Source organism: Microbacterium sp. GW821-FHT01D02 (assembly GCF_059422585.1).
Map to the genome: position 1 here is coordinate 381,970 of NZ_JBWKXB010000001.1, position 26,396 is coordinate 408,365.

At 69.2% G+C, this 26,396-nt stretch carries 21 protein-coding genes and 1 riboswitch; of the genes, 15 read left to right on the plus strand and 6 right to left on the minus strand.

Annotated features, from left to right (window positions below; all coding sequences use genetic code 11):
• Positions 1 to 10: 10 nt before the first annotated feature.
• The 5 genes from AC07VM_RS01835 to AC07VM_RS01855 all read right to left on the minus strand — a co-directional run bounded on the left by AC07VM_RS01835 (position 11) and on the right by AC07VM_RS01855 (position 7,469).
• Entirely contained in the window at positions 11 to 448 is a 438-nt protein-coding gene (locus AC07VM_RS01835) for a molybdenum cofactor biosynthesis protein MoaE (protein WP_494909781.1), read from the minus strand.
• A complete protein-coding gene (locus AC07VM_RS01840; protein WP_494909782.1) occupies positions 445 to 933 on the minus strand; it encodes a MogA/MoaB family molybdenum cofactor biosynthesis protein in 489 nt (162 codons plus the stop codon). Before AC07VM_RS01840 ends, AC07VM_RS01835 begins: the two co-directional genes overlap by 4 nt.
• Before the next feature lie 39 nt (positions 934 to 972).
• The gene (locus AC07VM_RS01845) at positions 973 to 2,538 is read right to left on the minus strand and encodes a molybdopterin-dependent oxidoreductase (RefSeq protein ID WP_494909783.1); all 1,566 of its coding nucleotides are present in this window, start codon (positions 2,536 to 2,538) and stop codon (positions 973 to 975) included.
• A 93-nt stretch (positions 2,539 to 2,631) separates the two neighbouring features.
• Positions 2,632 to 5,601, minus strand: coding sequence for an aminotransferase (locus AC07VM_RS01850; RefSeq protein WP_494909784.1), 2,970 nt, complete (start codon positions 5,599 to 5,601; stop codon positions 2,632 to 2,634).
• Positions 5,598 to 7,469 (minus strand): MOSC domain-containing protein, encoded by a 1,872-nt coding sequence (locus AC07VM_RS01855; protein ID WP_494909786.1) that lies wholly within the window; start codon positions 7,467 to 7,469, stop codon positions 5,598 to 5,600. Before AC07VM_RS01855 ends, AC07VM_RS01850 begins: the two co-directional genes overlap by 4 nt.
• A 322-nt stretch (positions 7,470 to 7,791) precedes the next feature.
• Between AC07VM_RS01855 and AC07VM_RS01860 the strand changes: the two genes are divergently transcribed.
• The 11 genes from AC07VM_RS01860 (at position 7,792) to AC07VM_RS01910 (ending at position 21,194) form a co-directional block, all read left to right on the plus strand.
• Positions 7,792 to 9,417, plus strand: coding sequence for an ABC transporter substrate-binding protein (locus tag AC07VM_RS01860; protein ID WP_494909788.1), 1,626 nt, complete (start codon positions 7,792 to 7,794; stop codon positions 9,415 to 9,417).
• Between the two features lie 3 nt (positions 9,418 to 9,420).
• Positions 9,421 to 10,392, plus strand: coding sequence for an ABC transporter permease (locus AC07VM_RS01865; protein WP_494909789.1), 972 nt, complete (start codon positions 9,421 to 9,423; stop codon positions 10,390 to 10,392).
• Positions 10,389 to 11,276: an ABC transporter permease gene (locus AC07VM_RS01870; RefSeq protein WP_494909790.1), complete on the plus strand. Its 888-nt coding sequence runs from the start codon at positions 10,389 to 10,391 to the stop codon at positions 11,274 to 11,276. Before AC07VM_RS01865 ends, AC07VM_RS01870 begins: the two co-directional genes overlap by 4 nt.
• Positions 11,273 to 12,139, plus strand: a complete 867-nt coding sequence (locus AC07VM_RS01875; RefSeq protein WP_494909791.1) for an ABC transporter ATP-binding protein — start codon at positions 11,273 to 11,275, stop codon at positions 12,137 to 12,139. The genes AC07VM_RS01870 and AC07VM_RS01875 overlap by 4 nt, the downstream gene beginning before the upstream one ends.
• Positions 12,139 to 12,891 (plus strand): ATP-binding cassette domain-containing protein, encoded by a 753-nt coding sequence (locus AC07VM_RS01880; protein WP_494909792.1) that lies wholly within the window; start codon positions 12,139 to 12,141, stop codon positions 12,889 to 12,891. Before AC07VM_RS01875 ends, AC07VM_RS01880 begins: the two co-directional genes overlap by 1 nt.
• Positions 12,888 to 13,934: a P1 family peptidase gene (locus AC07VM_RS01885; RefSeq protein ID WP_494909793.1), complete on the plus strand. Its 1,047-nt coding sequence runs from the start codon at positions 12,888 to 12,890 to the stop codon at positions 13,932 to 13,934. Before AC07VM_RS01880 ends, AC07VM_RS01885 begins: the two co-directional genes overlap by 4 nt.
• Before the next feature lie 40 nt (positions 13,935 to 13,974).
• Entirely contained in the window at positions 13,975 to 15,027 is a 1,053-nt protein-coding gene (locus tag AC07VM_RS01890) for a P1 family peptidase (protein ID WP_494909794.1), read from the plus strand.
• 72 nt (positions 15,028 to 15,099) lie between these two features.
• Positions 15,100 to 16,173, plus strand: a complete 1,074-nt coding sequence (locus tag AC07VM_RS01895; protein ID WP_494909795.1) for a C45 family autoproteolytic acyltransferase/hydrolase — start codon at positions 15,100 to 15,102, stop codon at positions 16,171 to 16,173.
• Between the two features lie 20 nt (positions 16,174 to 16,193).
• The gene (locus tag AC07VM_RS01900; RefSeq protein ID WP_494909796.1) at positions 16,194 to 17,246 is read left to right on the plus strand and encodes a LacI family DNA-binding transcriptional regulator; all 1,053 of its coding nucleotides are present in this window, start codon (positions 16,194 to 16,196) and stop codon (positions 17,244 to 17,246) included.
• Between the two features lie 89 nt (positions 17,247 to 17,335).
• A riboswitch (M-box (ykoK) riboswitch) is annotated at positions 17,336 to 17,507 on the plus strand.
• A gap of 269 nt (positions 17,508 to 17,776) precedes the next feature.
• A complete protein-coding gene (mgtA, locus tag AC07VM_RS01905; protein ID WP_494909797.1) occupies positions 17,777 to 20,467 on the plus strand; it encodes a magnesium-translocating P-type ATPase in 2,691 nt (896 codons plus the stop codon).
• Positions 20,468 to 20,480: 13 nt separating this feature from the next.
• On the plus strand, positions 20,481 to 21,194 hold the full coding sequence (locus AC07VM_RS01910; protein WP_494909798.1) for an MgtC/SapB family protein: 714 nt from the start codon (positions 20,481 to 20,483) through the stop codon (positions 21,192 to 21,194).
• Positions 21,195 to 21,211: 17 nt separating this feature from the next.
• Here AC07VM_RS01910 and AC07VM_RS01915 read toward each other — a convergent pair whose 3' ends face one another.
• Positions 21,212 to 22,201 (minus strand): LacI family DNA-binding transcriptional regulator, encoded by a 990-nt coding sequence (locus tag AC07VM_RS01915; RefSeq protein WP_494909799.1) that lies wholly within the window; start codon positions 22,199 to 22,201, stop codon positions 21,212 to 21,214.
• A 131-nt stretch (positions 22,202 to 22,332) separates the two neighbouring features.
• Here AC07VM_RS01915 and AC07VM_RS01920 point away from each other — a divergent pair, with 131 nt between their 5' ends.
• From AC07VM_RS01920 to AC07VM_RS01935, 4 genes are all read left to right on the plus strand, one after another.
• Complete coding sequence (locus AC07VM_RS01920; RefSeq protein WP_494909800.1) at positions 22,333 to 23,271, plus strand: PfkB family carbohydrate kinase; 939 nt, start codon at positions 22,333 to 22,335, stop codon at positions 23,269 to 23,271.
• Between the two features lie 160 nt (positions 23,272 to 23,431).
• Positions 23,432 to 24,607, plus strand: a complete 1,176-nt coding sequence (locus tag AC07VM_RS01925; RefSeq protein ID WP_494909802.1) for an ABC transporter substrate-binding protein — start codon at positions 23,432 to 23,434, stop codon at positions 24,605 to 24,607.
• Positions 24,589 to 25,533, plus strand: coding sequence for a carbohydrate ABC transporter permease (locus AC07VM_RS01930; protein WP_494909803.1), 945 nt, complete (start codon positions 24,589 to 24,591; stop codon positions 25,531 to 25,533). Before AC07VM_RS01925 ends, AC07VM_RS01930 begins: the two co-directional genes overlap by 19 nt.
• On the plus strand, positions 25,530 to 26,384 hold the full coding sequence (locus tag AC07VM_RS01935; RefSeq protein ID WP_494909804.1) for a carbohydrate ABC transporter permease: 855 nt from the start codon (positions 25,530 to 25,532) through the stop codon (positions 26,382 to 26,384). Before AC07VM_RS01930 ends, AC07VM_RS01935 begins: the two co-directional genes overlap by 4 nt.
• Positions 26,385 to 26,396 lie beyond the last annotated feature (12 nt).

Genomic DNA, 26,396 nt, shown 5'->3' on the forward strand with positions numbered 1-26,396 from the left:
GTCGCAGGGCTCAGCCGCCGATGCCCTTCCACGACGTCGAGCCGTCGGCCTCGAGCTGACGCTTCCACACCGGCAGGTCGCGCTTGATGTCCTCGATGACCGCGCGGCACACCTCGAACGCCTCCGCCCGATGCTCGGAGGCGACTGCGATAACGACGGCGGCATCGCCGACGTCGAGTCGCCCGATGCGGTGACTGACCGCCACGACCACACGCCCGCCATCGCCGACGGTTCCCGCCTCCGCCGCGATCCGCCGCAGCGTCGCCTCGGCGTCGGGGTGGGCGCTGTACTCCAGACCGACGACCGGGGTCGCAGCATCCGGATCGTTGTCGCGCACGCGCCCGACGAAGGTGGTCACGGCGCCGAGCGCGGGGTCTTCGACCGCCGCCAGATGCACGTCGAGATCGAGCGGCTCCTCGGTCACCGCAGCACGTCGGACATCGTTCACGAGTGGTCCCCGCCCGCCACCTGGTCGACGATGTGCGCGGCGACACCCAGCACCACCGGCACGCCGGACTCCACGGCCCGCGTCGATCCCGGCAGGTTCACGACGAGCGCGCCCTCCGGATCGACGATTCCGGACAGCCCGCGGGAGAGCACGGACAGCGGGGTGTCGGAGAGGCCGCTGCGGCGCAGCTCCTCGGCGATGCCGGGGATCTCGCGGGTGATCACCGGGCGCGTGCCCTCCGGGGTCTGATCCTGCGGTCCGACGCCGGTGCCACCCGTCGTGACGATCACCCGCGCGCCCGAGGCGACCGCCCGGCGCAGGGCATCCTCGACGGACGACGCTCCGTCCGGCACGATCTCGGCATCCGGGCAGTCGAAGCCCGCCTCCCGCAGCAGGCCGACCGCGAGCGGGCCTCCTCGGTCCTCACGCTCACCCGCGAACGAGCGATCGGAGACGGTGATCACGTGCGCGAGGGTCTGCGGCATGGCTCCACCCTAGAGGGACGCGATCGGGCGCTCCACCGGTCAGGTGACCCGGACCAGCGAACGCTGCCATCCGGAGGATCCGTCCGGGGCGATGGGCGCGCGCTCCTCGATCTGCAGGTCGCCGTTCCTGTTGACCGCGCGGACCGCGACGTAGTGGGTTCCCGGCGTCGCATCCCACTCCATGAACCACTGCACCCAGGTGTCGTCGTTGACGGGAGCCGAGAGCGTCGCCGGAACCCAGTCGCCGTCGTCGATGCTCACCTCCACGCGCTCGATGCCGACGGACTGCGCCCAGGCCACACCGGCGATCGGGATCCTGCCCGCATCGACGGCCTCGCCGACCTTGGGGGTGTCGACCCGGGAGGAGAACTTGATCGGCGCCTGGGCGCTGTAGCCGCGCGGCGTCCAGTAGGCCTCATCGGCCGCGAATGTCGTCACCGTGAGCTGCGTGAGCCACTTGGTCGCCGACACGTAGCCATACAGACCGGGCACGACCATGCGCACGGGGAAACCGTGCACGAGCGGCAGCGGCTCGCCGTTCATCGCCACCGCGAGGATCGCGTCGAGGTTCTCGTCGGTCAGCGCCGCCAGCGGGGTGCTCGCCGTGTAGCCGTCGATGCTGCGCGACAGCACCATGTCGGCATCCGACGTCACTCCGGCCTTCCTCAGCACGTCGCGCACCGGCACACCGAGCCACCTCGCGCTGCCGACCAGCTCGCCGCCGACCTCGTTCGAGACGCAGGTCAGCGTGATCGAGTACTCGTCCAGCCCCATGTCGAGGAGATCCTGGAAGCTCATCTCGACACGCTGGTCGACCATGCCGTCGATCACCAGGCGCCACGTCGACGGGTCGATGGTCGGCACCGTCAGCGCGGTGTCCACGCGGTAGAAGTCGGCGTTGGGCGTGTACAACGGACTCAGCCCCGGGATGTCGAGCTCGGCACCGGAGGGCACCGTCACCGTCGTGCGCGGCGACGGGAGCCGGAGGGCGCTGCGGATCGACTCGACCGAGGCGATGGCCATGCTGACCGTTCGCGCGGTGATGCCGACCGCGATGGCCGCGACACCGGCCAGACCCGCGAGCACGAAGAAGCGGCGGCGGTCGAAGCCGCCCTGCGCGGTCTCATCGACGGATGCCGGAGCCGCCGATGTGCGCCAGGCGCGCAGGTGGCGGGAGAGCAGCACGAGGATCACCGAGCCGGCGACGGTTCCCAGCAGCGGCGGGAGGAACGCGAGGGGTGTCACGGCCGCGCGGGTCACGATCGCCGCGGTCGAGAGCACGCCGGCGACGGCCAGCGCCACCACGCCGAGCGGTGGGCGCACGAGCTGGAGGATGCCGCCGACCGCCGACGCGATCACGACGGCGAGACCGAGCCCCGCCAGCAGCGCGACCTTGTCGTACTCGCCGAACGTGGCGATCGCGAACTCCTTGAACGGCTGCGGCACGATGTCGATGACGAAGCCGCCGACCGCGAGGATCGGACTCGCGGCCCGTGCGAACAGCAGCGCGAACAGCTCCGCGGTCGCGAGGAAGACCGCCCCGGCGATCACCCCCGCCAGCGCAGCCCACACGATGAACCGTCTCCCGCTGCCGCGCTGCGCCATGTCCGTCTCCTCGTTCACCGGTGGAGGTGCGTCACCCCTTGTTCGGAGACCGAGCGTAATCGGATGTGTGCGCGCGGAGAACCGCCTTCGCGTCTAGGCGCCGACCTCCAGTGCGCGCGCGAACGCACGGACGAACGCATCCACATCGTCGCGACCGAGGCACATCGGCGGCTTGATCTTCAGCACGTTCTGGTGGTCACCCGTCGGCTGCACGATCACACCCAGTCCGCGCATCCGCTCGCAGACGGCCGCGGTCTCCTGCGTGGCCGGCTCCCGGGTCTCGCGGTCGCGGACCAGCTCGATGCCGAGGTAGAGACCGGAGCCGTGGACGGCACCGACCAGAGGGTGTCCCAGGCCGAGCACCTGCTCGCGCAGATACGCTCCGACCGCACGCGCGTTCTCCTGGAGTCCCTCGTCGCGGATCACGTCCAGCACGGTCGATCCGATGACGCTCGAGACCGGGCTGCCGCCGGTCGACGCGAAGAAGTATCCTTCACGTCGATACGCCGCCGCGATCTCCCTGGTCGTGATGACGGCGCCGAGCGGATGCCCGTTGCCGATGGCCTTCGCGACCGCGACGATGTCGGGCACCACGCCCTGCTGCTCGAAGCCCCAGAACCACTCCCCCAGGCGTCCGAAGCCGACCTGCACCTCGTCGGCGACGACGAGGCCACCGTGTGCGCGGATCGCGCCGTAGACGGCGGCGAGGTAGCCGTCCGGCAGGGCGACGCCGCCCGCGTTGCCGAAGAACGTCTCGGCGACGAACGCCCCCGGCGCACGGCCCTCTGCCGCGAGCCGCTCGATCTCGGCGACCGCCTCCGATGCGTAGCGCGAGGCCGCCGCGTCGCGGTGGACTCCGCGGTAGGTGTTCGGCGCATCGACCGTGTGCACCCAGTCCGGGCGGGTCGCCAGGGCGGCGGGGTTGTCGGCGATCGAGGTCGACACCGCATCGGCGAGGTCGGTCCAGCCGTGGTAGGACTCCCGGACGGCGAGCACGTCACGCCGTCCGGTCGCCGCTCTGGCGAGGCGCAGCGCGAGGTCGACCGCCTCCGACCCGCTGTTCACGAGGAAGACCGTGTCGAGCGGCGCGGGAGTCAGCTCCGCGAGGCGCTCCGCGTACTCGACGACCGCGGGATAGTGGAACCGCGAGTTCGTGTTCAGCGTGCGCAGTTGTCGGCTCGCGGCGTCGGCGATCCGCGGGTGGGCGTGCCCGAGCGCGGTGACGTTGTTGACCATGTCGAGGTAGACGCGACCGTCGGTGTCGATCAGATACTGCTTCCACCCGCGGGCGATGATCGGGGGCGCGTCGTAGTAGTGCTCCTGCACCTCGGCGAACACGCGGTCGCGGCGCGCGAGCAATGCGGCGGAGTCGTCGCGCTCGGCGGCGGCGGGGTGCCCCGGCAGGAGTGCGGACGGATCGGCGATCACGGCGAGCCAGGCATCGGCCATCGCCGCCTCGACGAACGCGGGCACCGGTGCGTCCACGTCGGCGAGGGCGCCGCCGACTCGCACGGTGCGGACCGTGAGGTGGAGCGTGGTGGTTCCGAGCACGTCTCCCCGGGTGACGGGGCGCTCATCGTCCGCGGCGGCGTCCGCGAGCGGGCCGCCGTCGACGGACGCGCCGATCAGCTCCAGCCGCACCCCCTCGGCGTCGCCGTCGCCGCGCAGCACGAGTCCGTGGTCGGTGCGGGAGAGGCGACCGGTCCAGGGCGCGATGAGCTCGGCTGTGCGGTTCAGTGCGATGTCGATGCCGGTCGCCACGGTGGCCGGCGCGTCTTCGGCGTACCGCGACGCCCGGGTGAGGCGGGCCTCGCCGAACCGGGTGATCGCCGCACTCGCCTCCGAGACGAGTGCCGCCCGCGCGATCCAGGCCTCGGTCGCGGGGTCGAGCCAGGAGCCGTCCTCGAAGTCGGCACTCGCCGGGGAGAGGTCGAGCACGACGGCGGCATCCGCGGCCACCCCCGGCAGCAGCGGACCGGACGGAGGCAGCGTGGCGACGGCGGACGGGAGCCCGAGGGCGCGGTGCACCAGGCGCGTCGCCACGGCCAGCGGCACCGACGTCGCCGCGGCGAGGATGGCCTCCTCGTGGCGCAGATTCTCGACGGCGTAGGCGTTGTCCGGCTCGCGGGACACGACGTGGTGCCCACTCGCCACGAGCTGCACGCCGCGCAGGATCACGAGCGGCCACAGCGCGCTCGCCTCATCGAGGCTGAGCGGCCGCACCCGGTGATAGGCGCGCAGGGCGCGGAGAGCGCCCGGCAGGTCGACGCCGTCGTGATGGAGGAGAGAGGAGAGCGTGATCGCCAGTCCGGCGACGGACCACGTGCGGTTGAGGTCGCCCAGATCGATCACGCCGTCCGGGATGCGCACCACGGGGTCGCTCCAGACGACGTTGTCGTCGGTGAGGTCCCCGTGCACGGCCTGCACGGGGAGCGCCTCCTCCAGCGGAGCGAGCGCGGCCCAGGCGCGCTCGGCGATGGTCTCGAGGCGGGCCAGGAGCACGCCGTCGTCGAGATGACCGAACAGCTCGGGAAGCACCGACCGGGACTGCCGCAGATCCCACTGGTGCGGGCGCGCGGTTCCCGGCTCGTCGAAGTCGGCGAGCGCGACGTCGACACGCGCTGCCAGCGCTCCGAGCGCATCGACGACCGATGCGCTGAGGTGGCCGCCTCCGGAGAGGGTCCCGCCGTCGAGGAAGTCCAGCAGCCGCACGTGCAGCACGGTGCCGGCATGCGCCACCAGGGCGACCGTCGCACCGTCGACGGTCGGACGCGTCTGCGGGGCGCGCACGCCGGGCGCGTGCTGCGCGAGATGCGCGGCCGCCGCCGACTGCGCCGAGACCTCCCCGATCGAGGTGGCCGGGTTGGCGATCTTGAGCAGCAGGCGCTCGGCGCCCGTGTCGACGAGGAAGTTGCGGTCCTCGTGACTGCCGAGGCTGCGCGCCGTCCCCGCGACGCCGAAGTGCTCGCGGGCGATCAGGGCGGCATCCGCCTCCGTCAGCTGAGGCGGGGCTTCCGGGATGAGCGGTGTCGGGTGCGAGGTGGTCGACCGTTCGGTGGTCATGATGCTCCAGTGGGATCGAGGGGGGATTCGATGCGTGCACCGTCGAGGTGCAGCGGGGTCAGCGGGGCGGCGCTGCACACGAGCAGTCGGCCGGGACCGGGGTCGAAGAGAGGATCGTTGAGGTACTCGAACTCGCCCTGGGTGACGGCGCGCGCACACGTACCGCAGACACCGACGCGGCACTCGCTCGGCCAGTCGAGACCGGCCTGCTCCGCCGCGTTCAAGAGGGTGCCGTCCGTCGGCTCCCAGACGAAGGAGCCGGCGGCGGACGCGATGGGCAAGGGGTCCTCCGCGCGGGGGCTTCGCGGAGGACCCCAGTCGGGGGCGATGGGCGAGTAGAACGCGTCGATGCGGATGCGCTCGGCGGCGAAGCCGAGGTCGACGAGCATGTCGCGCACACCGGACGCGAAAACGCCGGGGCCGCACACGAAAGCGTCGGCGGAGTCGAGGTCGAGGTCGGCGATCGCGGACCCGAGGGCGGCGCTGTCCGGCCGGCCGGCGACAGTGGTGAAGCCGGCCGGGGCGGCGGGCGGGGCATCGCGGGTGACATGCAGCGTCGCTGTGCCGTCCGCGAGTGCCGCGACCGCCTGACATGCCTCGGACCACAGCGGCAGCGAGGCGGCGGAGCGCTCGGTGTGCACGACGCGCACGCGCCCGGTCTTCGCCTGCGCCGCTCGCGACCGCAGCAGGGCGGTGGTCGGCGTGATGCCGATGCCGGCGCTGACGAGCAGCAGATCGCGCGACCCGTCGTCTGCGGCCGCGGTGCCGTGCGGTCCTGTCACGACGATCTCGGTGCCGACCGGATAGGCGTCATGCAGCAGCGAGGAGACACGACCGTCCCGCTTGACGCTGATGCGGAACCGCCCGGGTTCCACCGCCGAGATCGTGTACGAGCGCCAGTTCGGGGTGGGGCCGCCGGCGAGGTGCAGCCGCACGTGCGCGCCGGGTGCCGATGCGTCCAGGAGGTGCAGCGGGTCCGCCAGCCAGAAGCTCACGACATCGTCGGACTCCTCCCGCCGCTCCACCACGTGCGCGGTGCGCGGCCACCCCGGTTCACCCGCGGGCGCGGGGTCGGCCGGGCGGCCGGTGTCGACGACGACATCGCCCGCACGCAGCGAGCCCGGGCTGACGACGCGGGCGTACACGCCGCAGAACATGTGTCCGTAACGGGATCCGAGGAGCGCGGGGACGTTGAGGTCGGAAACCCCGTCGACCGGGCGGATCGTGGTGGCGCGGCAGCGATCGGTCGGCTGGAACACCTCGAGCTCGACGTCGCCGACGCGGATCCGGCGTCCGACGAGATCGAACTCCTCGAAGGGCTCGAGGCCGGAGAGGTAGAGGTTTCCCCTGACGCGACGCGGGTCGACGGGCTCTCCGGCTTCCCGTCCGAGCTCCTCAAGCGTCGCCAGGTTGATGATCGAGAGGTGCGCGCGCGGCCAGTCCCACAGCCCTGCGGCGGTGGAGGCGATCAACCGGGGCGTCGAGCGCTCGTCGGCGAGTGTGCGGCGGAGGAGGTCGTCGATCTCGGACGCGGCGGACGCCGCGCCGGTACGCTGATCGCCGAGCCTGCCGGACGCCACCGCCCCGTCCGGGGTGGTGACCGTGAGTATCGGTGCGCCGGTCTCGGCGTCGGCGAGATCGACGGCGATCCTCGCGATGTGCTCGTGCCTGGCGAGATGGAAGAAGTCCTCGCGCGGTCGCCATCCGGCATCGTCGGGGATCGAGGCCTCGCGGGCGATGGCGAAGGATCGATCCCAGCGCAGGCCGCGGCCGAGCTCGAGGCGCACCGGGTCGACGGTCGGCACGCCCGCGAGCCCCTTCACCGGGTAACGGACGATGCTGTCGACGACGACGCGGTTCGCGTTCACGGATACCCCTTCGTCGGCGGCGATTGCTCTCATCGTATGAGTCGCGCCGGGAGGCGGCTCACGTGCCGGAACGATCCGGCCTGCTCGCACTGTAGCGAGCGGCTGGGCGAGGCGTCAAGCATGCCGGAACGATCCGATCGTTGAGATTACGGGAGTGTTTCAATCCGGGAACTTCCAAAATCGTCTCTTGACGACGCGGTCGGCGGAGGCTAGCTTGCAAGAGCGCCGGAACGATCCGGCAGAGTCGCCGACTCGATCCGCGCACGACTGTGGCACCCTCCCGCACCACTCCCGCACCATCGACCCTCGAAGGATTCCGACAATGCGCACGAAGATCCCCGCGATCGGTTTCGCCCTCACGACCGCCCTGGTTCTGGCAGGCTGCTCCGCCGCTGCCACCCCCGACACTGGCACCGCCCCCGAAGCGAAGCCTGGCTTCCTCGCCTCCGCCGACACCGCGCTCCCGACCGGCGGTGCGCTGACCGTCGCCGTCGACTACGACAGCGTCGAAGCCGCCGGCCTCGACCCGCAGCTGGCGGACACCGCCCGCTCGTGGATGATCCTCGGGCTCTCCTACGAGACGCTCGTCGGGCTCGACGAGAACTTCGCTCCCACCCCCGGCCTCGCCGAGAAGTGGGAGGAGGTGAGCCCCACCGAGTACGTGTTCACGCTGCGCGAGGGGGCCACGTTCTCGAACGGCCGCGCCGTCACCCCCGCCGACGTGGCCGGCAGCTTCGAACGACTCAAGGGCGCCGGCGGCGCGTGGTCGGCGCAGGCATCCGTCATCTCCTCGGTCGAGGCGACGGGCGAGCGCGAGGTCACCCTCCACCTCACGAAGCCCTACTCCCCGTTGTTCGGTCTGCTGGCCCACGCCGCGACGTCGATCCTGCCGATCGCCGAGATCGACTCGGGAGAGGTCGACCTCAAGACGGACGTCGTCGGCAGCGGCCCCTACATGCCCACCTCGCACGTGCAGGACCAGTCGTGGGCGTTCGAGCGGAACCCGCACTACAGCGGCCCCGAGTACTCCCCCGACACCATCGCCCTGCAGGTCGTACCCGACGAAGCGGCGCGATTGGCGGCGATCCGCGACGGCAGCGCCGACTACGTGGTGTTCAACAACCCGGATGCCGCGTCGCTGCTCGCGCAGACCGCATCCGCCACCGTGGTCAACCAGCAGAACACCGACTTCTTCTACCTGGTGCTCAACGGCGCCGACCCGGACTCCCCGCTCGCGGACGAGCGCGTGCGGTTCGCCGTCAACGCGATCATCGACCGGCAGCAGATCTCCGACGTCGCCCTCGCCGGAAACGCCAAGCCCACCGGCGTCACGCCGTTCGCCCTCCCCGATGCCTGCGACCCGGCCGACCTGCCCTCCGCCACCATCAGCGACGACGAGATCCGCGCCCTGCTGAGCGACGCCGGCGCGAAGGACCTGAGCCTCACGCTCAAGACCTGGAACAGCGAGGCAGGACCGGGCGCGATCGCCCAGGTGATCCAGCAGCAGCTCGCCGCGTTCGACATCGACCTCGACGTGCAGATCCTCGACGACGGCATCTGGTCCGAGGCTCTGTACGGCGACGCCGCCGTCCCGGCCGACACCGACCTCAGCATCAGCTGGTTCGCGGGCTACGGCGACGCGTCGCTCGTGACGAACTGGTGGAACACCGACACCGCCGGCTTCACGGCGCGGTTCATGGCCCCGACACCCGAGATCAACACCCTCATCACGAAGGCCGCGGAGACCCCGCTGGGTGACGAGCGCGCCGCGGTGTTCACCGACCTGTGCGCGGCGGTCGACGAGAACGCGCAGATGGTGCCGCTCGTGAACCGCCCTGGGCAGGTGGCCTTCCGCTCCGACTCGTTGAGCCCGACCATCGCGACGAACGAGGGCTACGGCAACGTGCTGCGCTTCGTCTCCGACTTCCGACTCCGCGAGGCGCAGTAGTCCATGCGTATTCTGCGAATGCTGCCGGGGAGGCTGATGACGGCCCTCGCCGTCGTCGTGGGCGCGTCGATCCTGATCTTCGTCGCGGTCCGCAGTCTCCCCGGCGACTTCGCCCAGCTGCTGCTCGGCCCGCTCGCCTCCGAAGCGGCCAAGGATGCGGTCAGGGAGACCTTCCGTCTCGATCGCAGCCTGCCCGAGCAGTACTGGGCGTGGATGACCTCGGCACTGCACGGCGACTTCGGCATCTCGGTCGCGAGCCAAGCGCCGGTGCTGGACGAGTTCGCGCTGCGCGCCCCCACCACGGTGCTGCTGGCCGTCATGGCGATGATCATCACCCTGGCCGTCGGCATCCCGCTCGGCATCTACGCCGGCACCCGGCCCGCCCGAGGCCGATCGGCGATCACGGGACGTCTGCTCGGCAGCATCGGCATCAGCATCCCCGAGATCGTGCTGGGGTCGCTCGTGGTCTACCTCTTCTCGCGGTTCGACCTCGGCCTCAGCGTCACCGGCTTCGTGTCGCCGCGGGACGACTTCGGCGGAGCGCTCGTCTCGCTGCTGCTCCCCGCGTTCGTGCTCTCGGTGTTCTGCGTCGCTGCGACGGCCAGGACCACGCGGGACGCGGTCATGGGCGTGCTGGTGGAGCCGCACATCCTCGCCGCCGTCGCCCGTGGCGAGCGTCCGACGTTCATCGTGCGACACCATGTGCTGCGCAACGCCCTCATCCCGGTCTTCACCTTCACGGCGACGATCTTCGCCTACCTGCTGGGTGGGGCCGTCCTGGTCGAGAGCGTGTTCTCGGTGCCGGGACTCGGCTCCTACCTCGTGCAGGGGCTCGGTCGTCGTGACATCGCCGTCGTCCAGACGGGCGTGCTGCTCGCGACCGTCATCTTCGTCCTGTGCAGTCTCCTGATCGACGTGGTCACCGCTCTCGTGGATCCTCGCGTCACGCCCGGCCGGAAGAGAGGCCTCGCATGAACACCCCCACTCCCCCCGCCACCGGCCTGATCGGGGTGCGCGCCCGGCGCCTGTCCACGACGTTCCGCGGCATCGACGTGCTCGGCCGCATCGCGCTCGGGGTGCTGATCGGCGTCCTGCTGGTCGGCGTCGCCGGCACCTTCCTGCACATCGGCGGCGACTCCTCGACGATCGTCGGCCCCCGGCTCGCCCCGCCCGCTCCGGGCTGGCCGCTGGGAACCGATTCCCTCGGCCGCTCGCTCCTGCCCCGCCTGTTCCAAGGCGTCGCGACGACCCTCGCGCTCTCCGTGCTCGCGGTCGCGATCACGGCGGTGGTCTCCGCGACGGCGGGCATGATCGCCGGGTACCACGGCGGTCTGACCGGCGGCATCATCATGCGCATCGGCGACATCCTCTACGCGTTCCCCGCCATCGTGCTGGCGATCCTCGTCGCGACCGCCGTGGGTCCCGGTGTGACCACGGCCGTCGCCGCGATCGTGCTGGTCACGGTGCCGCTCATGACGCGGATGGTCGGGCAGGAGGCGCGGTCCGTCGCCGGGCGCGACTTCATCACGGCCGGCATCATCGCCGGTGTCAGCACCCCGCGGATCCTCGTGCGGCACGTGCTGCGCAACGTCTCCGGCACGATCGCCGTGCAGGGCACGTACGCGCTGTCCGTCGCGATCCTGGTGGAGGGCGGGCTGAGCTTCCTCGGCTACGGCGTGCAGCTTCCGGCGTCCTCGCTCGGGCTCCTCATCCGCGAGGGGGCGATCTACATGGTCACCTCGCCCATCCTCCTGCTGGCGCCCGGCATCGTCCTGGTGATCGCGATCCTCGCGATCACCATCCTCGGCGACAGCCTGCGCGACCTCTTCGAACCCCGCGAGACGAGGAACCTCGAATGACCTCCGACCTGCAGCCACCATCGCCTGCCGTGCGCAACGCGATCGAGATCGACGATGTCGTCGTCGAGTACGTCCGCCGCGACGGCGGGCTGGTGCGCGCCCTCGACCACGCGACGCTCTCGGTCGCCCCCGGCCGGCGCCTGGGTCTGGTCGGCGAGTCCGGCTCCGGCAAGTCGACGGTGGCGGCACTCATCCCCCGCCTGCTCCCCTCGAACGGGTCGGTCACCTCGGGCAGCGTCCGGGTGAACGGTCAGGACGTGCTGTCGATGGATGTGGACGCGGTGCGCACGCTGCGCCGCGACGTCGTCGGGATGATCCCGCAGGACCCGGTGTCCTCGCTCGATCCGACGATGCGCATCGGCCGGCAGCTGCGTCTGGCGCTGCCGGGGATCGTGCGCACGGACGCCGACGCCGCCGAGCTGCTCGATCGGGTCCGCATCCGCGACCCCCGCGGCGTGCTCCGCCTGTTCCCGCATCAGATCTCCGGCGGAATGGCCCAGCGCGTCGTCATCGCGATGACGCTGGCGCGCAGCCCCCGCGTGCTCGTCGCGGACGAGCCGACCGCTGCGCTCGACTCGAGTGTCCGCCACGAGGTCACCAGCCTCCTGTTCGAGATCGCCGACGAGCAGGGGACGACCGTCGTCTGGCTCAGCCACGATCTGCGCTCCGTCGGACGCTGGTGCGAACGCGTCGCCGTCATGTTCGCCGGCGCGGTGGTCGAGGAGGGTCCGGCCGCGACCGTGCTGGAGAACCCCACGCATCCCTACACGATCGCCCTCGCGAGCGCCGATCCGGCGAGCGCACGGCCAGGGGAGCGGATCGAGACGGGCGTCATCGCCCAGGCCAGGAAGGGAGCACGCTGATGAGCGCGGTCATGTCCTTGGATGCCGTGTCCTGCACGTTCACGAGCGGATGGGGTTCCTCCCGTCGCCGGGTCGAGGCGATGCGCGACGTGTCGTTCGACATCCAGAGCGGCGAGACGCTCGGGCTGGTCGGCGAATCGGGGTCCGGCAAGTCGACCACCGGCCGGGTCGCGCTCGCGCTGCAGAAGCCCACGAGCGGGCGCGTCCTGTTCGAAGGCGAGCCGCTGGGCACGCCGAAGTCGGCACGCGGACGTCGGCAACTGGTCCCCCAGAATCCGCTGTGGTCGCTCGATCCGCGGCTTCCGGTGGTGGCGTCGATCGCGGAGCCGCTCGCGGCGCTGCAGGGCGGCAGCCTAGGATCCCACCGCGATGCGGTCGAGAGCATGCTGCGCGACGTCCGGCTCGACGTGTCGCTGGCCGACCGCTACCCGCACGAGCTGTCCGGTGGGCAGCGTCAGCGCGTCGCGATCGCCCGCGCCCTCATCACGCATCCCCCGTTCATCGTGTTCGACGAGGCGGTCAGTGCGCTCGACGTCTCGGTGCAGACCCAGATCCTCAACCTGCTGCGCGATCTGCAGGACGAGCACGGGTTCGCCGCCCTGTTCATCTCCCACGACCTGGCCGCCGTGCGCTACATCGCGCACCGCATCGCCGTGATGCGGCTCGGGGAGATCGTCGAACTCGCCGAGACCGAACGCTTCTACGCCGAACCGGCCCACGAATACTCCCGCCAACTCCTGGAGGCACTATGACCCCCTCATCCGTCACCCCCGCTCCCCGGCTGGCCGGCATCCCCGACTGGGGTCCTCGCACGCTCAACGGCGACGTCGCGCTCACTCCCGTCCCCGGAACCACGGGCGACGTCGTCGAGTACGACTTCCCCGGTATCGAGGTCGGCGTCGCCACCTACCCGGAAGGGCCGACCGGATGCACGGTCGTGCACGTTCCGGGCGGTGCGCGCATGGCGATCGACGCCCGCGGCGGCGCGATCGGCATGAGCTCCGGCTACGAGTACTTCGCGCACGCGCTCTGCCTCGCCGGCGGGTCCGTGTACGGGCTGTCGGCGGGGTCGGGAGTGGCCGACGAGCTGCGCGCCCGCGGCGGCAACCGTGGCGGCGTCGACGACCTGGCCCTCGTGTCGAGCGCGGTCATCTACGACTTCTCGGCGCGGACGACCGCCATCATCCCCGATGCGGCGCTCGGACGCGCTGCCGTCCGAGATGCCGCGCACGGCCGGGTCCCGGTCGGACGCGTCGGCGCCGGCTCCTCGGCATCGGCCGGCAAGATCGACTACGCCCGCACCGAGATCACGGGTCAGGGCGCGGCGTTCGGACGCATCGGCGATGTGCGCGTGCTCGTGGTCACCGTGCCGAACCCGGTCGGCGTCATCGTCGACAGGGCGGGCGATGTCGTCCGCGGCAACTACCGCACGGAGGACGGCACCCGCGGGCGCCTCGAACCCGACTATCTCGCCGCGATCGAGAAGGCCCAGTCCGTCGACGGCGAGCGGCCGGAGGCGCAGCGCGGCAACACGACCATCACGACCGTCGTCACCAATGTGAAGCTCACCGAGCACGAGCTCATCCATTTCAGCCGTCAGGTGCACTCGTCCATGAATCGGGCGATCCAGCCGTTCCACACGGCGCTCGACGGCGACACGCTCTTCGCGCTGACCACCGACGAGGTCGACCTCGCCCCCGGAGCGCCGGCAGGGTCGAGTCCCGTCGACTCGCTCGCCCTCGGCGCCTTCGCCTCCGAACTCGCATGGGACGCGGTCCTGTGCGCCGCCCGGTGACCCGGCAGTCCCACCGACCGATCCCCTCCGAGGAGACAGCATGACCTTCATCGATCCGGCACTCGCCGATCCCGACGCCCTCCACCGCCTCGTCCCCCTCCCGGTCGCCGGCGACCGCATCGGCAACGACGACGTCGAGCTCGTGCCGACGCACGGCGTCGGGCGGGGACAGGTCGCGTTCGACTTCCCCGGCGTCTCGATCGGCACGGCGGAGTACGCCGAGGGACCGACCGGGGCGACCGTCCTGGCCTTCGACCGCGGCCTGCGCACCTCGGTGGACGCCCGCGGTGGTGCCATCGGGATCATCGGGCGCTACGAGGAGGTGAACGACGCGATCTGCTTCGCGGGCGGTTCGTCTTACGGTCTCGCGGCAGCGACCGGCGTCGACGAGGAGCTCCTGTCCCGTGCGGAGGGACGGGTCGGCTGGCAGGCGCTGCGCTCGGCCTCCGGTGCGGTCATCTACGACCTCGCCGCCCGACCGACCGGGATCATGCCCGATGCCGCACTCGGCAAGGCCGCGCTGCGCGCCGCACGCACCGACACCGTCGCCGTGGGGCGGGTGGGAGCGGGGGTCTCCGCCTCCACGGGGAAGATCGATCCGTCCCGCACGGAGTTCTCGGGGCAGGGAGTCGCGTTCCGGCAGATCGGCGCGATCAGGATCCTCGTCGTCACGATCGTCAATCCGGTCGGAGTGATCGTCGACCGGACCGGCGCCGTGGTCCGCGGCAACTACGACGCGGCGACCGGGGAGCGCCGGCACCCCTTCGTCGACTACGAGCAGGCGCTCGCGACCGGAACCACCCCGACGACATCGCCGGGGAACACGACCATCACGGCCGTCGTCACCAACGTCGCGCTCGACGACAAGGAGCTGCGCCTGTTCGCACGACAGGTGCACTCGTCGATGCATCGCGCGATCCAGCCGTTCCACACGAACCATGACGGCGACACCCTGTTCGCGCTGACCACCGACGAGGTGACGCTGCCGCCGGCCGGCAGCACGCGCCTGGGCGAGCAGGCCGTCAACTCGATCGCGCTGGGCACCATCGCCTCCGAGGTCGCGTGGGACGCCGTCCTGCGCGCGGCGACGTGACCCCGCCGACCACCATCCCTTCCGCCGTGCCGGTCGGCACGCGCATCCCCCACGACCTGAGAGGAACACCCCATGGCGATTCGCCGCTTCGAGACCGATGAGGTCGATCCCTTCGCACGCGGTGTGGCGATCGGACGCTTCAGTGCGGACGGGATCGCCTGGAACCTGCGCAGCTACCGCGAGCTCTTCACGGTGGTCGGAGTGACCGCCGACGACCTGCCCCGCATCGGCCTCACCGCGCTCGAGAACATCGAGCGCTGGTCGCCCGCCCTCGGCGCGGAGGCACGTGGTCTGGCCGAAGGCGCCGGCGTGGAGCCGTGGGAGATCGGGGTGCTCAACGCCCGCACCGAGATCCTCGCGACCGTCGGCGCGATCGGCGAGGGGGAGTGCTCCACGGTCGTGACGCTCGACGAGGGGCGTGCCCCCTGGACGATGCAGACCTGGGATTGGCACGACGTGTCCAACGAGGATCAGCTCGTGGTGCGAGCCCGCGTCCGCGCCGACCGGGAGGTGCGCTACTTCACCGAGTTCGGCATCCTCGGCAAGGTCGGTGTGAACGACGCCGGCCTCGGCTCGCACTTCAACATCCTCAATCACGACGACGACGGCAAGGGGATCGGCGTCCCCGTGCACGCGGTGGCCAGGGCGGTGCTCGACGGCGCCGAGGACGTCGACGACGCGATCCGCATCGCCCGCTCCGCCCCCGTGAGCGCATCGACGGTGCTGACCGTGGTCGCCGGCGATGCGGAGGGCGGGCGCGCGGTGTCGATCGAGCTGAGCCCGAGCGGTGCAGCCGTCGTCGAGCCCGACGAGGACGGCCTGCTCGTGCACACCAACCACTTCCTCGACGGCGTGCTCGCCGAGGGCGAGCTGGTGCCGGCGAAGTCGAGCACCTTCCCGCGTCTCACGCATCTGCGCGACCGCAGCGCGCGGCTCCGCACCGCGGATCCGGTGGCGAGGGCGCAGGCGATGCTCGTGCATGAGGCCGACGGCGCCGCCGTGTGCTGCCACCCCGATCCGACGCTCACGTTCGAGCACCGGTGGGAGACGCTGCTCACGATCGGCATCGATGTCGAGCGTGGACAGCTGCAGTTCCACGCGGGCGGACCCTGCCAGGTGACGCGCGAGGGATGGCAGATCTTCTGAGAGGGAAGGTTTCTGAGACAATGGCGAAGACTCGGGAGGGGCGCGTGGCATCGGCGACGATTGTGGATGTGGCGAAGGCGGCCGGTGTGTCGAAGACGACCGTGTCCGACGCTCTCCGCGGCGGCGGGCGGGTCTCCGAGGAGACACGGCAGGTCGTGATCGCCGCCGCCGCCGAGCTCGGGTATTCGATCAACCGGTCCGCGCGTTCGCTGCGGACCGCCACGACGGGTGCGATCGGGCTCTACATCCCCCAGGTGCTGGTGCGCAGCGAGCACTATCTCTCGTTCGTGTACGGCGCGGTCAACGCGGCCGCCCAGCGCGACTACGACGTGACGCTCATCGTGGCGGGGAACCGTGAACGGGCGTCGCACGTGCCGCACGTCGACGGCCTCGTCCTGATCGACCCGGTCGAGAGCGACACGACTCTCGACCGGCTCATGGCCACAGGGCTGATGACGGTGTCGTCCGAGCACTTCCCCGGCGGCCGTCAGCCGTCGGGCGTGGTGTGGTCGGATCACGCGGCGCAGGCGATCGAGCTGCTCGACCATCTCGCCGCGGAGGGGGCACAGGCTCCGGCGCTGATCGCGTCGACGACCGTCTCGGAGTGGTCGCTCAACATCCGCGACGCCTACATCGGCTGGTGCAGGGAGCGGTCCATCACACCGGTGATCGTCGACTCGCCGTTCGGCGCGGCACCTGAAGACCTGCGGCGCACCGCCACGGAGCTCCTCCGCGACCACCCTGCCACCGATGCCCTCGTCGCGGCGGGCGACGGCGTCGCCGCCACGGTCGCGCCGGCCATCACGGCCTCGGGCCGGAGGATCGGAGTGGACTTCCTGCTCGCATCCTGTGTCGACAGTCAGGCCAACGAGGCGTTGCAGCCGCCGATCACCTCAGTCGATGCCCGCGGAGGCGACGCGGGCGCCGCCTGCGTGCGGCTGCTCATCGATCTGCTCGAGGGCGAGGTGGAGCCCGGCACCTCCGTCGAGCTGCCGCTGCTGCGCCACACCCGCGCCTCGACCCAGCGCGCGGAGAACTCCACCCCGGGTCACCCGACATCGACCGACGGATAGCGCACCGGCGCGGTCTCGGATCGCGCGGACAGGTCATCTGTTACGCGCAGACATTGTCGATCCGAGCTCGAACTGATACGCTCTCCTCCGCAGTGCTTCGTTAGGTGAGGCTCCTGCACGAACACAGGCCACTGATCTGACGACGTCGAGAGACGCCCAAGATCAGGACAGGTTTCCCCGGCTTAAGGGGTGATCCCAAGTGGCTTCCCGCTCCGGCGGGATACGTCGTGCAGTGCCGAAACTCTTACGTGGAAGTGACTCCCGTTGGGGCTGCCAGCCTCACACTCCTGCGTCTGCGCTGGACTGCCGACCGCGAAGGAGGTGACCCGATGAGCGATGGCGATAGTCGATCATTCTGCGCTCGTGGGCCGGCACCTCTGCGGTCCTTCTGACACGCTACGTCCTCGTCGTCTCCACGGGCATCACCCTTTTCCGCGCGCCTCCGCCCCCGGGCGAGCCGATGCTCTGGCGCGCTCATTTTCCGAGGAGATACTCCCATGCGGCCTTACTTCCGTCCCCCCATTTCCCCCATGAACCGCACCCAGGGCGGCGACACTCTGACGCTCGATACGCACCGCCGCGAAGAGCTACGGCGCGGCTCGATCCCGACGAGCCAGCAGCGTGTGCTGGTGGACTCCGCCCGGCTGCCCGTCGAGGCGACGATCGCGTCATTCACGACGGATCCGAACGGACTGAACGCTGACGAGGTCCGCAGCCGGCGCGCCCGCTATGGCGCCAACACGGTCGACCACGGCAAGCCCGCGCCGGCCATCATCCAGCTGCTGTCGACGTTCACCAACCCGTTCATCCTCATCCTCCTGTTCCTGGTCGTCGTGATGGTGTTCACCGACATCGTCTTCGCCGACCCGGCCGACGGCGCCGACTTCACGGGCGTCATCACGGTGAGCGTCATGGTGCTCGTCAGCGCTGGTCTGCGCTTCTGGCAGGAGTACCGGTCCTCCCGTGCAGCCGAGCAGCTGAAGGCGATGGTGCGGACCACGACGGCGGTCACCCGGGCCTCACATGGAGTCCCGATCACCTCGGAGATCCCTGTCGAGGACGTGGTGCGTGGCGACATCATCCAGCTGGCCGCCGGCGACATGATCCCCGCGGACGTGCGCATCGTGCGCGCCAAGGACCTGCAGGTGAACCAGTCGATGCTCACGGGCGAGGCCCTGACCGCCGAGAAGTCCGCCGCCGCCGCCGACGTGACGGAGGCGACGCTGATGGAGGCTCCGAACCTCGGGTTCATGGGCACCTCGGTCGTTTCCGGATCGGGCACCGGGGTCGCGATCGGCACCGGACGCGCGACCTCCTTCGGGAGCCTGTCGTCGGCGATCGTCGGTTCTCGACCCGAGACCGCGTTCGACACGGGCATCCGCAAGGTCACGGTGACTCTGATCCGGTTCATGCTGGTCATGGTTCCCGTCGTCTTCGTGATCAACGGACTCACGAAGGATTGGACGACCGCTCTGCTGTTCGGAGTGACGACAGCGGTCGGGCTCACCCCGGAGATGCTGCCCCTCATCGTCACGGCCAACCTGGCAAAGGGAGCGCAGTTCATGGCCAAGAGGAAGGTGATCGTCAAGCGGCTCAACTCCATTCAGAACCTCGGAGCGATCGACGTCCTCGCCACCGACAAGACCGGCACGCTGACCGAGGACCGTATCGTCCTGGAGCGGCACGTCGACACGACCGGGGTGTCCAGCGACACGACGCTGGACCACGCTGCCGCGAACTCGCTGTTCCAGACCGGACTTCGCAATCTGCTCGATGAAGCCGTGCTCGCGGCAGCGGCGCCTGACGAACTCGACCGGATCCGTCGCGAGTGGAGACTCGTCGATGAGCTGCCGTTCGACTTCGAGCGACGGCGGATGTCGGTGGTCGTGGATCGGGGGGACACCCACCTGCTGATCGCCAAGGGCGCTGCCGAGGAAGTGCTCGCCACGTGCACAGCCGAGCGGACCGCCGCCGGGGACCGTCCACTCTCGGCTGGGCGGCTGGCGGAGATCGACCAGCTCGTCGCCGACCAGAACGAGCAGGGGCTGCGCGTCCTCGCGGTCGCGACGAGGGAATTCGTCGACCGCGAGCGCATCGAGTACACCCGCGAGGACGAGACGGAGCTGACGCTGCTGGGATTCCTCGCATTCCTGGATCCGCCCAAGGCGACCGCAGGTCCCGCGATCGCGAGCCTGCGGACGCACGGCATGACGGTCAAGGTGATCACCGGCGACAACGCGGTGATCGCGGCATCGGTGTGCGAGAAGGTCGGCGTCGAGGCAGGCACGATCGTGCTGGGCGCGGAGACGGATGCGCTCACGTTGCACGAGCTGGGAGCGCTGGCGGAGGAGACGACGGTGTTCGCGAAGGTCGCGCCGGCGCAGAAGGCACGGATCGTGGAGGCGATGCGCCTCCACGGGCACACGGTCGGCTACCTCGGCGACGGGATCAACGACACCGCCGCTCTGCGCGCCGCCGATGTGGGCATCTCGGTGGATACCGCGGTGGACATCGCCAAAGAGTCGGCGGACATCATCCTGCTCGAAAAGGACCTGAGGGTGCTGGAAGAAGGAGTGATCGAGGGACGGCGCACATTCGTGAACACCATGAAGTACATCAAGATGACGGCGTCGTCGAACTTCGGCAACATGTTCTCGGTCCTGGTGGCCAGCGCGCTGCTGCCGTTCATCCCGATGATCCCGCTGGTCGTGCTGGTGCAGAACCTCGCCTACGACCTGTCGATGCTGACGCTCCCCTGGGACCGCGTCGACAAGGAGGACCTCGAGAAGCCACGGTCCTGGGATTCGAGCAGCCTGTCGCGGTTCATGATCCGCATCGGCCCGATCTCCTCGGTGTTCGACCTCACCACCTACGCCGTGATGTGGTTCGTCTTCCAGGCCAACAGCCCCGCCCACGCCGCGCTGTTCCAGTCGGGCTGGTTCATCGAGTCGATCATCTCCCAGACCCTCATCGTCCACATGCTGCGGACGAAGAAGGTGCCGTTCCTGCAGTCCACCGCGAGCCTGCCGGTGTTGCTGGCCACGGGCACCGTCTGCGTGTTCGGCCTGGTGCTGCCGTTCTCCGGATGGGGACACCAGTTGGGGCTCGTCTCCCTGCCGTGGGACTACTTCCCCTGGCTGATCGCCACCCTCGCGGCGTACTGCGCGCTCACGCAACTGCTCAAGAACGTGTTCGTTCGCACGTACGGCACCTGGATCTGAATCGGAGCACACCATGACCATCACCTACGACATCGCCATCCGAGTGCTGCTCGCCGTGGGCTGCGGGGCTCTCATCGGCCTGGAACGCCAGTGGCGGGCCCGGACCGCCGGAGTTCGCACCAACGCTCTGGTCAGTCTCGGTGCGGCGCTGTTCGTGGTGATGGGCGCATACAGCTTCCACGGTCCTGACGCCGATCCGACCCGGGTCGCCGCGCAGATCGTGTCCGGCATCGGTTTCCTCGGTGCCGGGGTCATCATGAAGCAGGGCGCATCGATCTCCGGGCTCAACACTGCGGCGACCCTGTGGGCGTCTGCAGCCGTGGGAGCTCTCGCCGGCGGCGGCCTCTACGTGGTCGCCGCCGGCGGGACACTGCTCATCATGCTCGCCAATACACTCCTGCGACCGCTGGGGCGCATCCTCGATCGGCGAACGCGCAGCGTCGGTGCGGAGACCGCTGAGGTCGACTACAGATTCGAGGTGCGCTGCCCCGTCTCCGCGGAGCCGGTCGTGCGCGCGCTCGTGTTCGAGGCGATCCATCAGCCCGGTCTCACCGTGCGATCCATCGCGGCCACCGACGAAGCCGACGGGTCTGTCCTCATCACCGCCTCCGTCCACAGCGACGAGCGCGACGACCGCGCCATCGAGGACGCTCTCGCCACGGTTGTGCGCACGGAAGCCGTCACCGCTGTCAGTTGGACGGCCGTCGACTCCGCCCCTGTCGACTAGGCCTGTCTACGGCGCGCTCAGACGGAACAACCGCAGCTCTCCCGGATGGTGAGCGTATGGGGCACCGTGATGTGCGCCACCTGCACGTCGTTCGTCGTGAGCTTCTCGATGCAGTACCGCGCGATGAGTTCGAGCGGCACCTGGATCGCGGTGAGCGACGGCACGGTGTACGCCGATGCGTTCGTTCCATCCAGCGAGATCACTGCGACGTCCTCAGGGACGCGAAGGCCCGAACGCTGAATCGCTCTCAAAGCCCCGAATGCCTGAACATCCGAGGACACGAAGATGGCTCGGGGAGGATTCTGCCGGCTCAGGAGTTCGAGTGCGGCGGTGTGGCCGCCCTCTCTCGTGAACTCCGCATCGACACGCAACTCCTCGAGCCTTCGCGTACTGACGCGGGGGCCCATCACATCGAGCCAAGCCTTCGGCCGCAACGTGAGGTCACCGGCGCCTCCGATGAGACCGACCTCCTCGTGTCCGTGCCACAGCAGGTGCTCGATCGCCTGCCTTGTCGCGCCGTAGTCGTCGATTCCGACGGAGGGCACGTCCGGGCGCTCGAGATGCCAGTCCATCGAGACGACCTTGATCCCCGCGGCGACGATCGTGTCCAGCGTTTCGGGGCGGACGACGCCGTAGATGGCGATGCCGTCGACCTCGCGCGCCAGCATGTTGTTCAGTTCAGGGAGCTCCTTCACGCCGTCCTGGCCGGTGTTCGCGATCATGAGCCCGCGTCCGTGAGCGAACGCGTGGTCCTGGAAGTAGCGCGCGAACTCCGAGAAGTAGGGGTTCGTGATGTCGGTCATCAACAAACCGAGCACATTCGTCCGTGCGAGCTTGAGCGCACGAGCCGATGCATTCGGGCGGTAGTTCAGCTCTTCCATCGCGGCGAGGACGCGCGCTCTGGTGTCGGGGGCGACCGGGCGAGGACCGTCGTTGATCACGTAGCTGACAACCGTCGTGCTGACGCCGGCCCTGCGCGCGACATCGGTGCGGTTCGCGCGTGTCATGTTCTCACTGTAGCCAGTTATCAGGTGGGGGTTGTGCGTTCCGACAAGGTGGTGGTAAAAAGTCCTTCAGATCGAATCTACTGGAGTAGACAACTCCGAGATCTACTCCAGTAGATTGCCAAGGAGCAGCAATGTCGCATCGACCCGTCGTTCTCGTGTTCGGCGCCATCAACCAGGATGAGGTGGCCCGAGTCGCGCGCCACCCCCTCCCCGGCGAGACCGTCGTGACCGACTCGATCGACTTCTTCCAGGGCGGGAAGGGCGCCAACCAGGCATATGCCGCGGCGATCGCCGGTCGGGGGGACATCGTGGTCCAGATGGTCGGTGCCGTCGGCGGCGATCCCGCGGGAGCAGAGGCGATGGCCTCGCTCCAGGAGGTGGGGGTGGACACGACGCTTGTGAAGCAGGTCGTCGGTCGTCCCACCGGCCGTGCGTACATCGCCGTCGCCGACGATGGACAGAACTCCATCGTGGTGGGCCTCGGGGCCAACGCCTACGTGTCGCCGTCGAATCTCGTCCTCGCGCAGCGTCCCGATGTCGCTGTCGCACAGAGCGAACTCGGAAGCACCGCGGTCGAGGCGCTCTGCGCGTTCGCGGAGCGGTCCGGGGCACGGCTCATCATCAACAACGGCCCCGTCGTGCCGCTGAGCAGCACTGCATTGAGATACGCGGATCCGCTCATCGTCAACGAGCACGAAGCGGTGGAGATGCTCACCGCTCCGACGTGGACGGGAAACCCGACCGCTCTGGCAGAGACGATCCGAGCTCGATACGGCTCCCGCTCCGTCGTCGTCACTCTCGGCAGCCGGGGCGCGGCGATCGCGGATGCGTCCGGCGCCTGGCTGCGTCAGGCCGGGAAAGCAGATGCCGTCGTGGACACCACAGGGGCCGGTGACACGTTCGTCGGCACGCTGGCAGCCGCCCTCGCCCTCAGCACTGATCTCGACCACGCCGTGGAATGGGCCTCGACTGCCGCAACAGCGTCGGTCGCCTGGGCCGGTGCCAGGGCGGCGCTGTCCGCACTCGTGGACGGCTCATCGACTCGGATCACCTCGTACCCGAACACCTGATCCGAGATCGCACCCAACAGAAAGCACGAGAGAGAACATGCGTAAGCACAATCGCTACATTGCCGTAGCCGTCGTTGCGGCTACCGTTGTCGGAGTCTCCGGCTGCGCCTCCACTGGTGGAGGTGGCGGCGACGCGGACTCCGGAACCATCACCCTGCTCATGGCAGACCCCCAGAAGAACGTCCAGCCGGCTCTGGACGCTTTCGCCAAGGCGTACCCCGACATCACCGTCGAGTACGAGTACGTCCCATTCGATCAGTACAACAACCTCATCGAGCAACGAGTCGGAAGTGGCGACGACAGCGTCGATGTGTACGCGGTCGATTCGGGAGCGGTCGGCGCACTCGCGAACAAGGGTTACCTGGTCGACTTGACCGACGACTTCGCTGACCTGGTCGCTTCGGATTCCCTGCCGGCCACGAAGGACGCGAACACGTTCGACGGCAAGCTGTGGTCGGTGCCGCTGTGGACGTCCATGCAGTTCCTCTACTACAACAAGGATCTGCTCGACGCCGCCGGGATTCCCTACCCTTCCCAGGATCTCGCTCAGGCATCGACCTACCAGGAACTCGCCGAGAACGGGAAGAAGGCGCAGGCAGCAGGCGCCACGTGGGGTCTGCTCTTCGACCAGATCAACCGCTACTACCAGCTGCAGCCGCTGATCGAGTCTGCGGGTGGCGGTTCCGGCGTGACCGGAGATGACCTCTTGACCGCAGACATCGACAATGACGGCTGGGTGTCCGCCATGGACTGGTACTCGAGCCTGTTCGAGGACGGCATCGCACCACGAGGCGTCGCCACCGAACAGATGCCCGCGTTGTTCGCCACCGGGCAGGCGGCATACATCGTCAGCGGCCCGTGGCAGATCGGGGTCAACACGGGCGAGACCCCCGCAGTGAACTACGGCGTCGCCGCGAATCCCGTCTGGGAGGGTGGCGACGGGGCGATGTCGACGGGTTCCTGGAACCTCGGCATCAACCCGGCGACAGACAACCTCGAAGCCTCGAAGACGCTCGTGAAGTTCCTCGGTCTCACAGAGGCGGGCAACAGTGCAGCCGCCGCCGCGACAGGAACCTCACCGACGTTCAACGACTCGTTCGACAAGTTCCTCGGCGGCCTCGACGCGCGCGACGGCGAGCACACGGCCGGGCTCGCACAGCTCACCTCAGACCAGCTCAACAACATCGCCGTCAACCGTCCGAACTCCCCCGGGTTCACGCAGATGGCTGATGTGACGGGTCGCGCATTCGAGGACATCCGGAACGGTCAGGATGTCAAGGCCACCCTCAGCAACGCGCAGAACGAGCTGCAGGGCCTGTGGGATCGCTCGAAGTGACTCTTCTCAAGCAGCGAGCAGACCGTGAGGCGGGCACCCAGCCCGCCTCACGGCGCCGCCGCGGGTTCGGGAGGACCAAGATCGCGCTGGCGTTCCTCGCCCCCACCCTGGTTCTGCTGTTCATCCTCCGAGCCATCCCCACGGCAGAAGCGATCATCGAGAGCTTCCAACGCAGCGCGAGTCAACTCACGCCACCTCGTTGGGTGGGGTTCGAGAACTACGCGGCCTTGTTCGCGAACGGCGACTTCGCGCGAGTGCTGAGCGTCACGGGGCTGTTCCTGCTGATCATCATTCCGTTCCAGGTGGTCTCCGCCGTCTTCCTCGCGCTTCTCCTCAACGAGAGGTTCCCCGGGCTGGGGATCGTTCGGGCATTCATCTTCGTCCCGGTGGCAGCTCCGGCCGCCGTCGCCACCGTGGTCTGGGGGGTGGCATTCCAACCGCAAGGACCCATCAATGCGGCTCTCGAAGCGGTCGGCATCCCCGGGCAGCCCTTCTTGACCTCACCGGACCAGGCATTGCTGGCCATCATCATCCTGATGTCCTGGATCGGAGTGGGCTATTGGACTCTGTTCATCGTGGCTGGGCTGCAGGACATCCCTCGCGAACTTTACGAGGCAGCGGCGATCGACGGGGCCGGCTGGTGGCGGGCGTTCTTCTCCATCACTCTCCCGAATCTTCGCCGCACCCTCGCGTTCGTCGTCGTCGCCGATACGGTCGCAAGTCTGATCGCGTTCGTTCCCGTGGCGATCCTCACTCGTGGCGGACCAGCCGGGAGCACCCGACTCATCATGTACGACACCTACAACAACACCTTCGTCCTCGGCGACGTCCACCTCGGTCAAGCCGAGGTCACCATCCTGATCCTCGTACTCGTCGCAATCACCGCCCTGCAGTTCCGGCTTCTGGGACGGGAGAAGGAATCATGACGCTGCCCAACCAGATGGGAACCACCCGGGTCCGACGGGTCGTCGTGGCTGTCGTCGCGTGGATCGCCGGCATCCTGTTCGCGCTCCCCTTGGTCTGGATGCTCACTGGCAGCTTCCGCACGAGCGGGGACATCTTCGGATCGGTCTACCCCTTCACTCCCCACATCCTGATCCCGCGGACGTTTACCCTGGACAACTACGAGACGCTACTCACCGGCCAGTTCGGACGCAGCGTGTTCAACTCGGTCCTCGTGACGTTCGTGACGGTGCTGGTCGGACTCCTCCTCAGCGCGATGGCAGCATTCGCGCTCGCGCAGCTGAAGTTCCGAGGCGCCGCCGCAGTGTTCGCGATCATCGTCCTCAGCTTCCTCGTTCCGTTCGACGCCATCGCAGTACCGCTCGCGAACCTCTTCCGCGACTGGGGCCTTGCCAACAGCTATCTCGGGCTCATCCTCCCCGGCATCGCGAACGGCTTCGCGATCTTCGTCCTGCGGCAGTTCTTCCTGGGAATCCCGACTGAACTCGCCGAGGCGGCTCGAGTGGATGGGCTCTCCTGGTGGGGGATCTTCTGGAGGATCTACCTCCCCTTGTCGAAGCCCGCACTCATCGGCGCCGGCTTCACACTGTTCCTTTTCCAATGGAGCGCCTACCTCTGGCCCCTGCTGATCGCGACCCGGTCGGACGTCATGCTCGGTCCGATCGCACTGAGCAACCTCGCGACTGCGCAAAAGGTGGACTTCGGCGCGATCTTCGCCGGCGCCATTCTCCTCACCATCGTCCCGCTGGTGCTGCTGCTCATCTTCCAACGTCACTTCACCGCCTCGCTCGCCTCCACCGGCAGCAAGGGCTGATCCCTCTCCCTG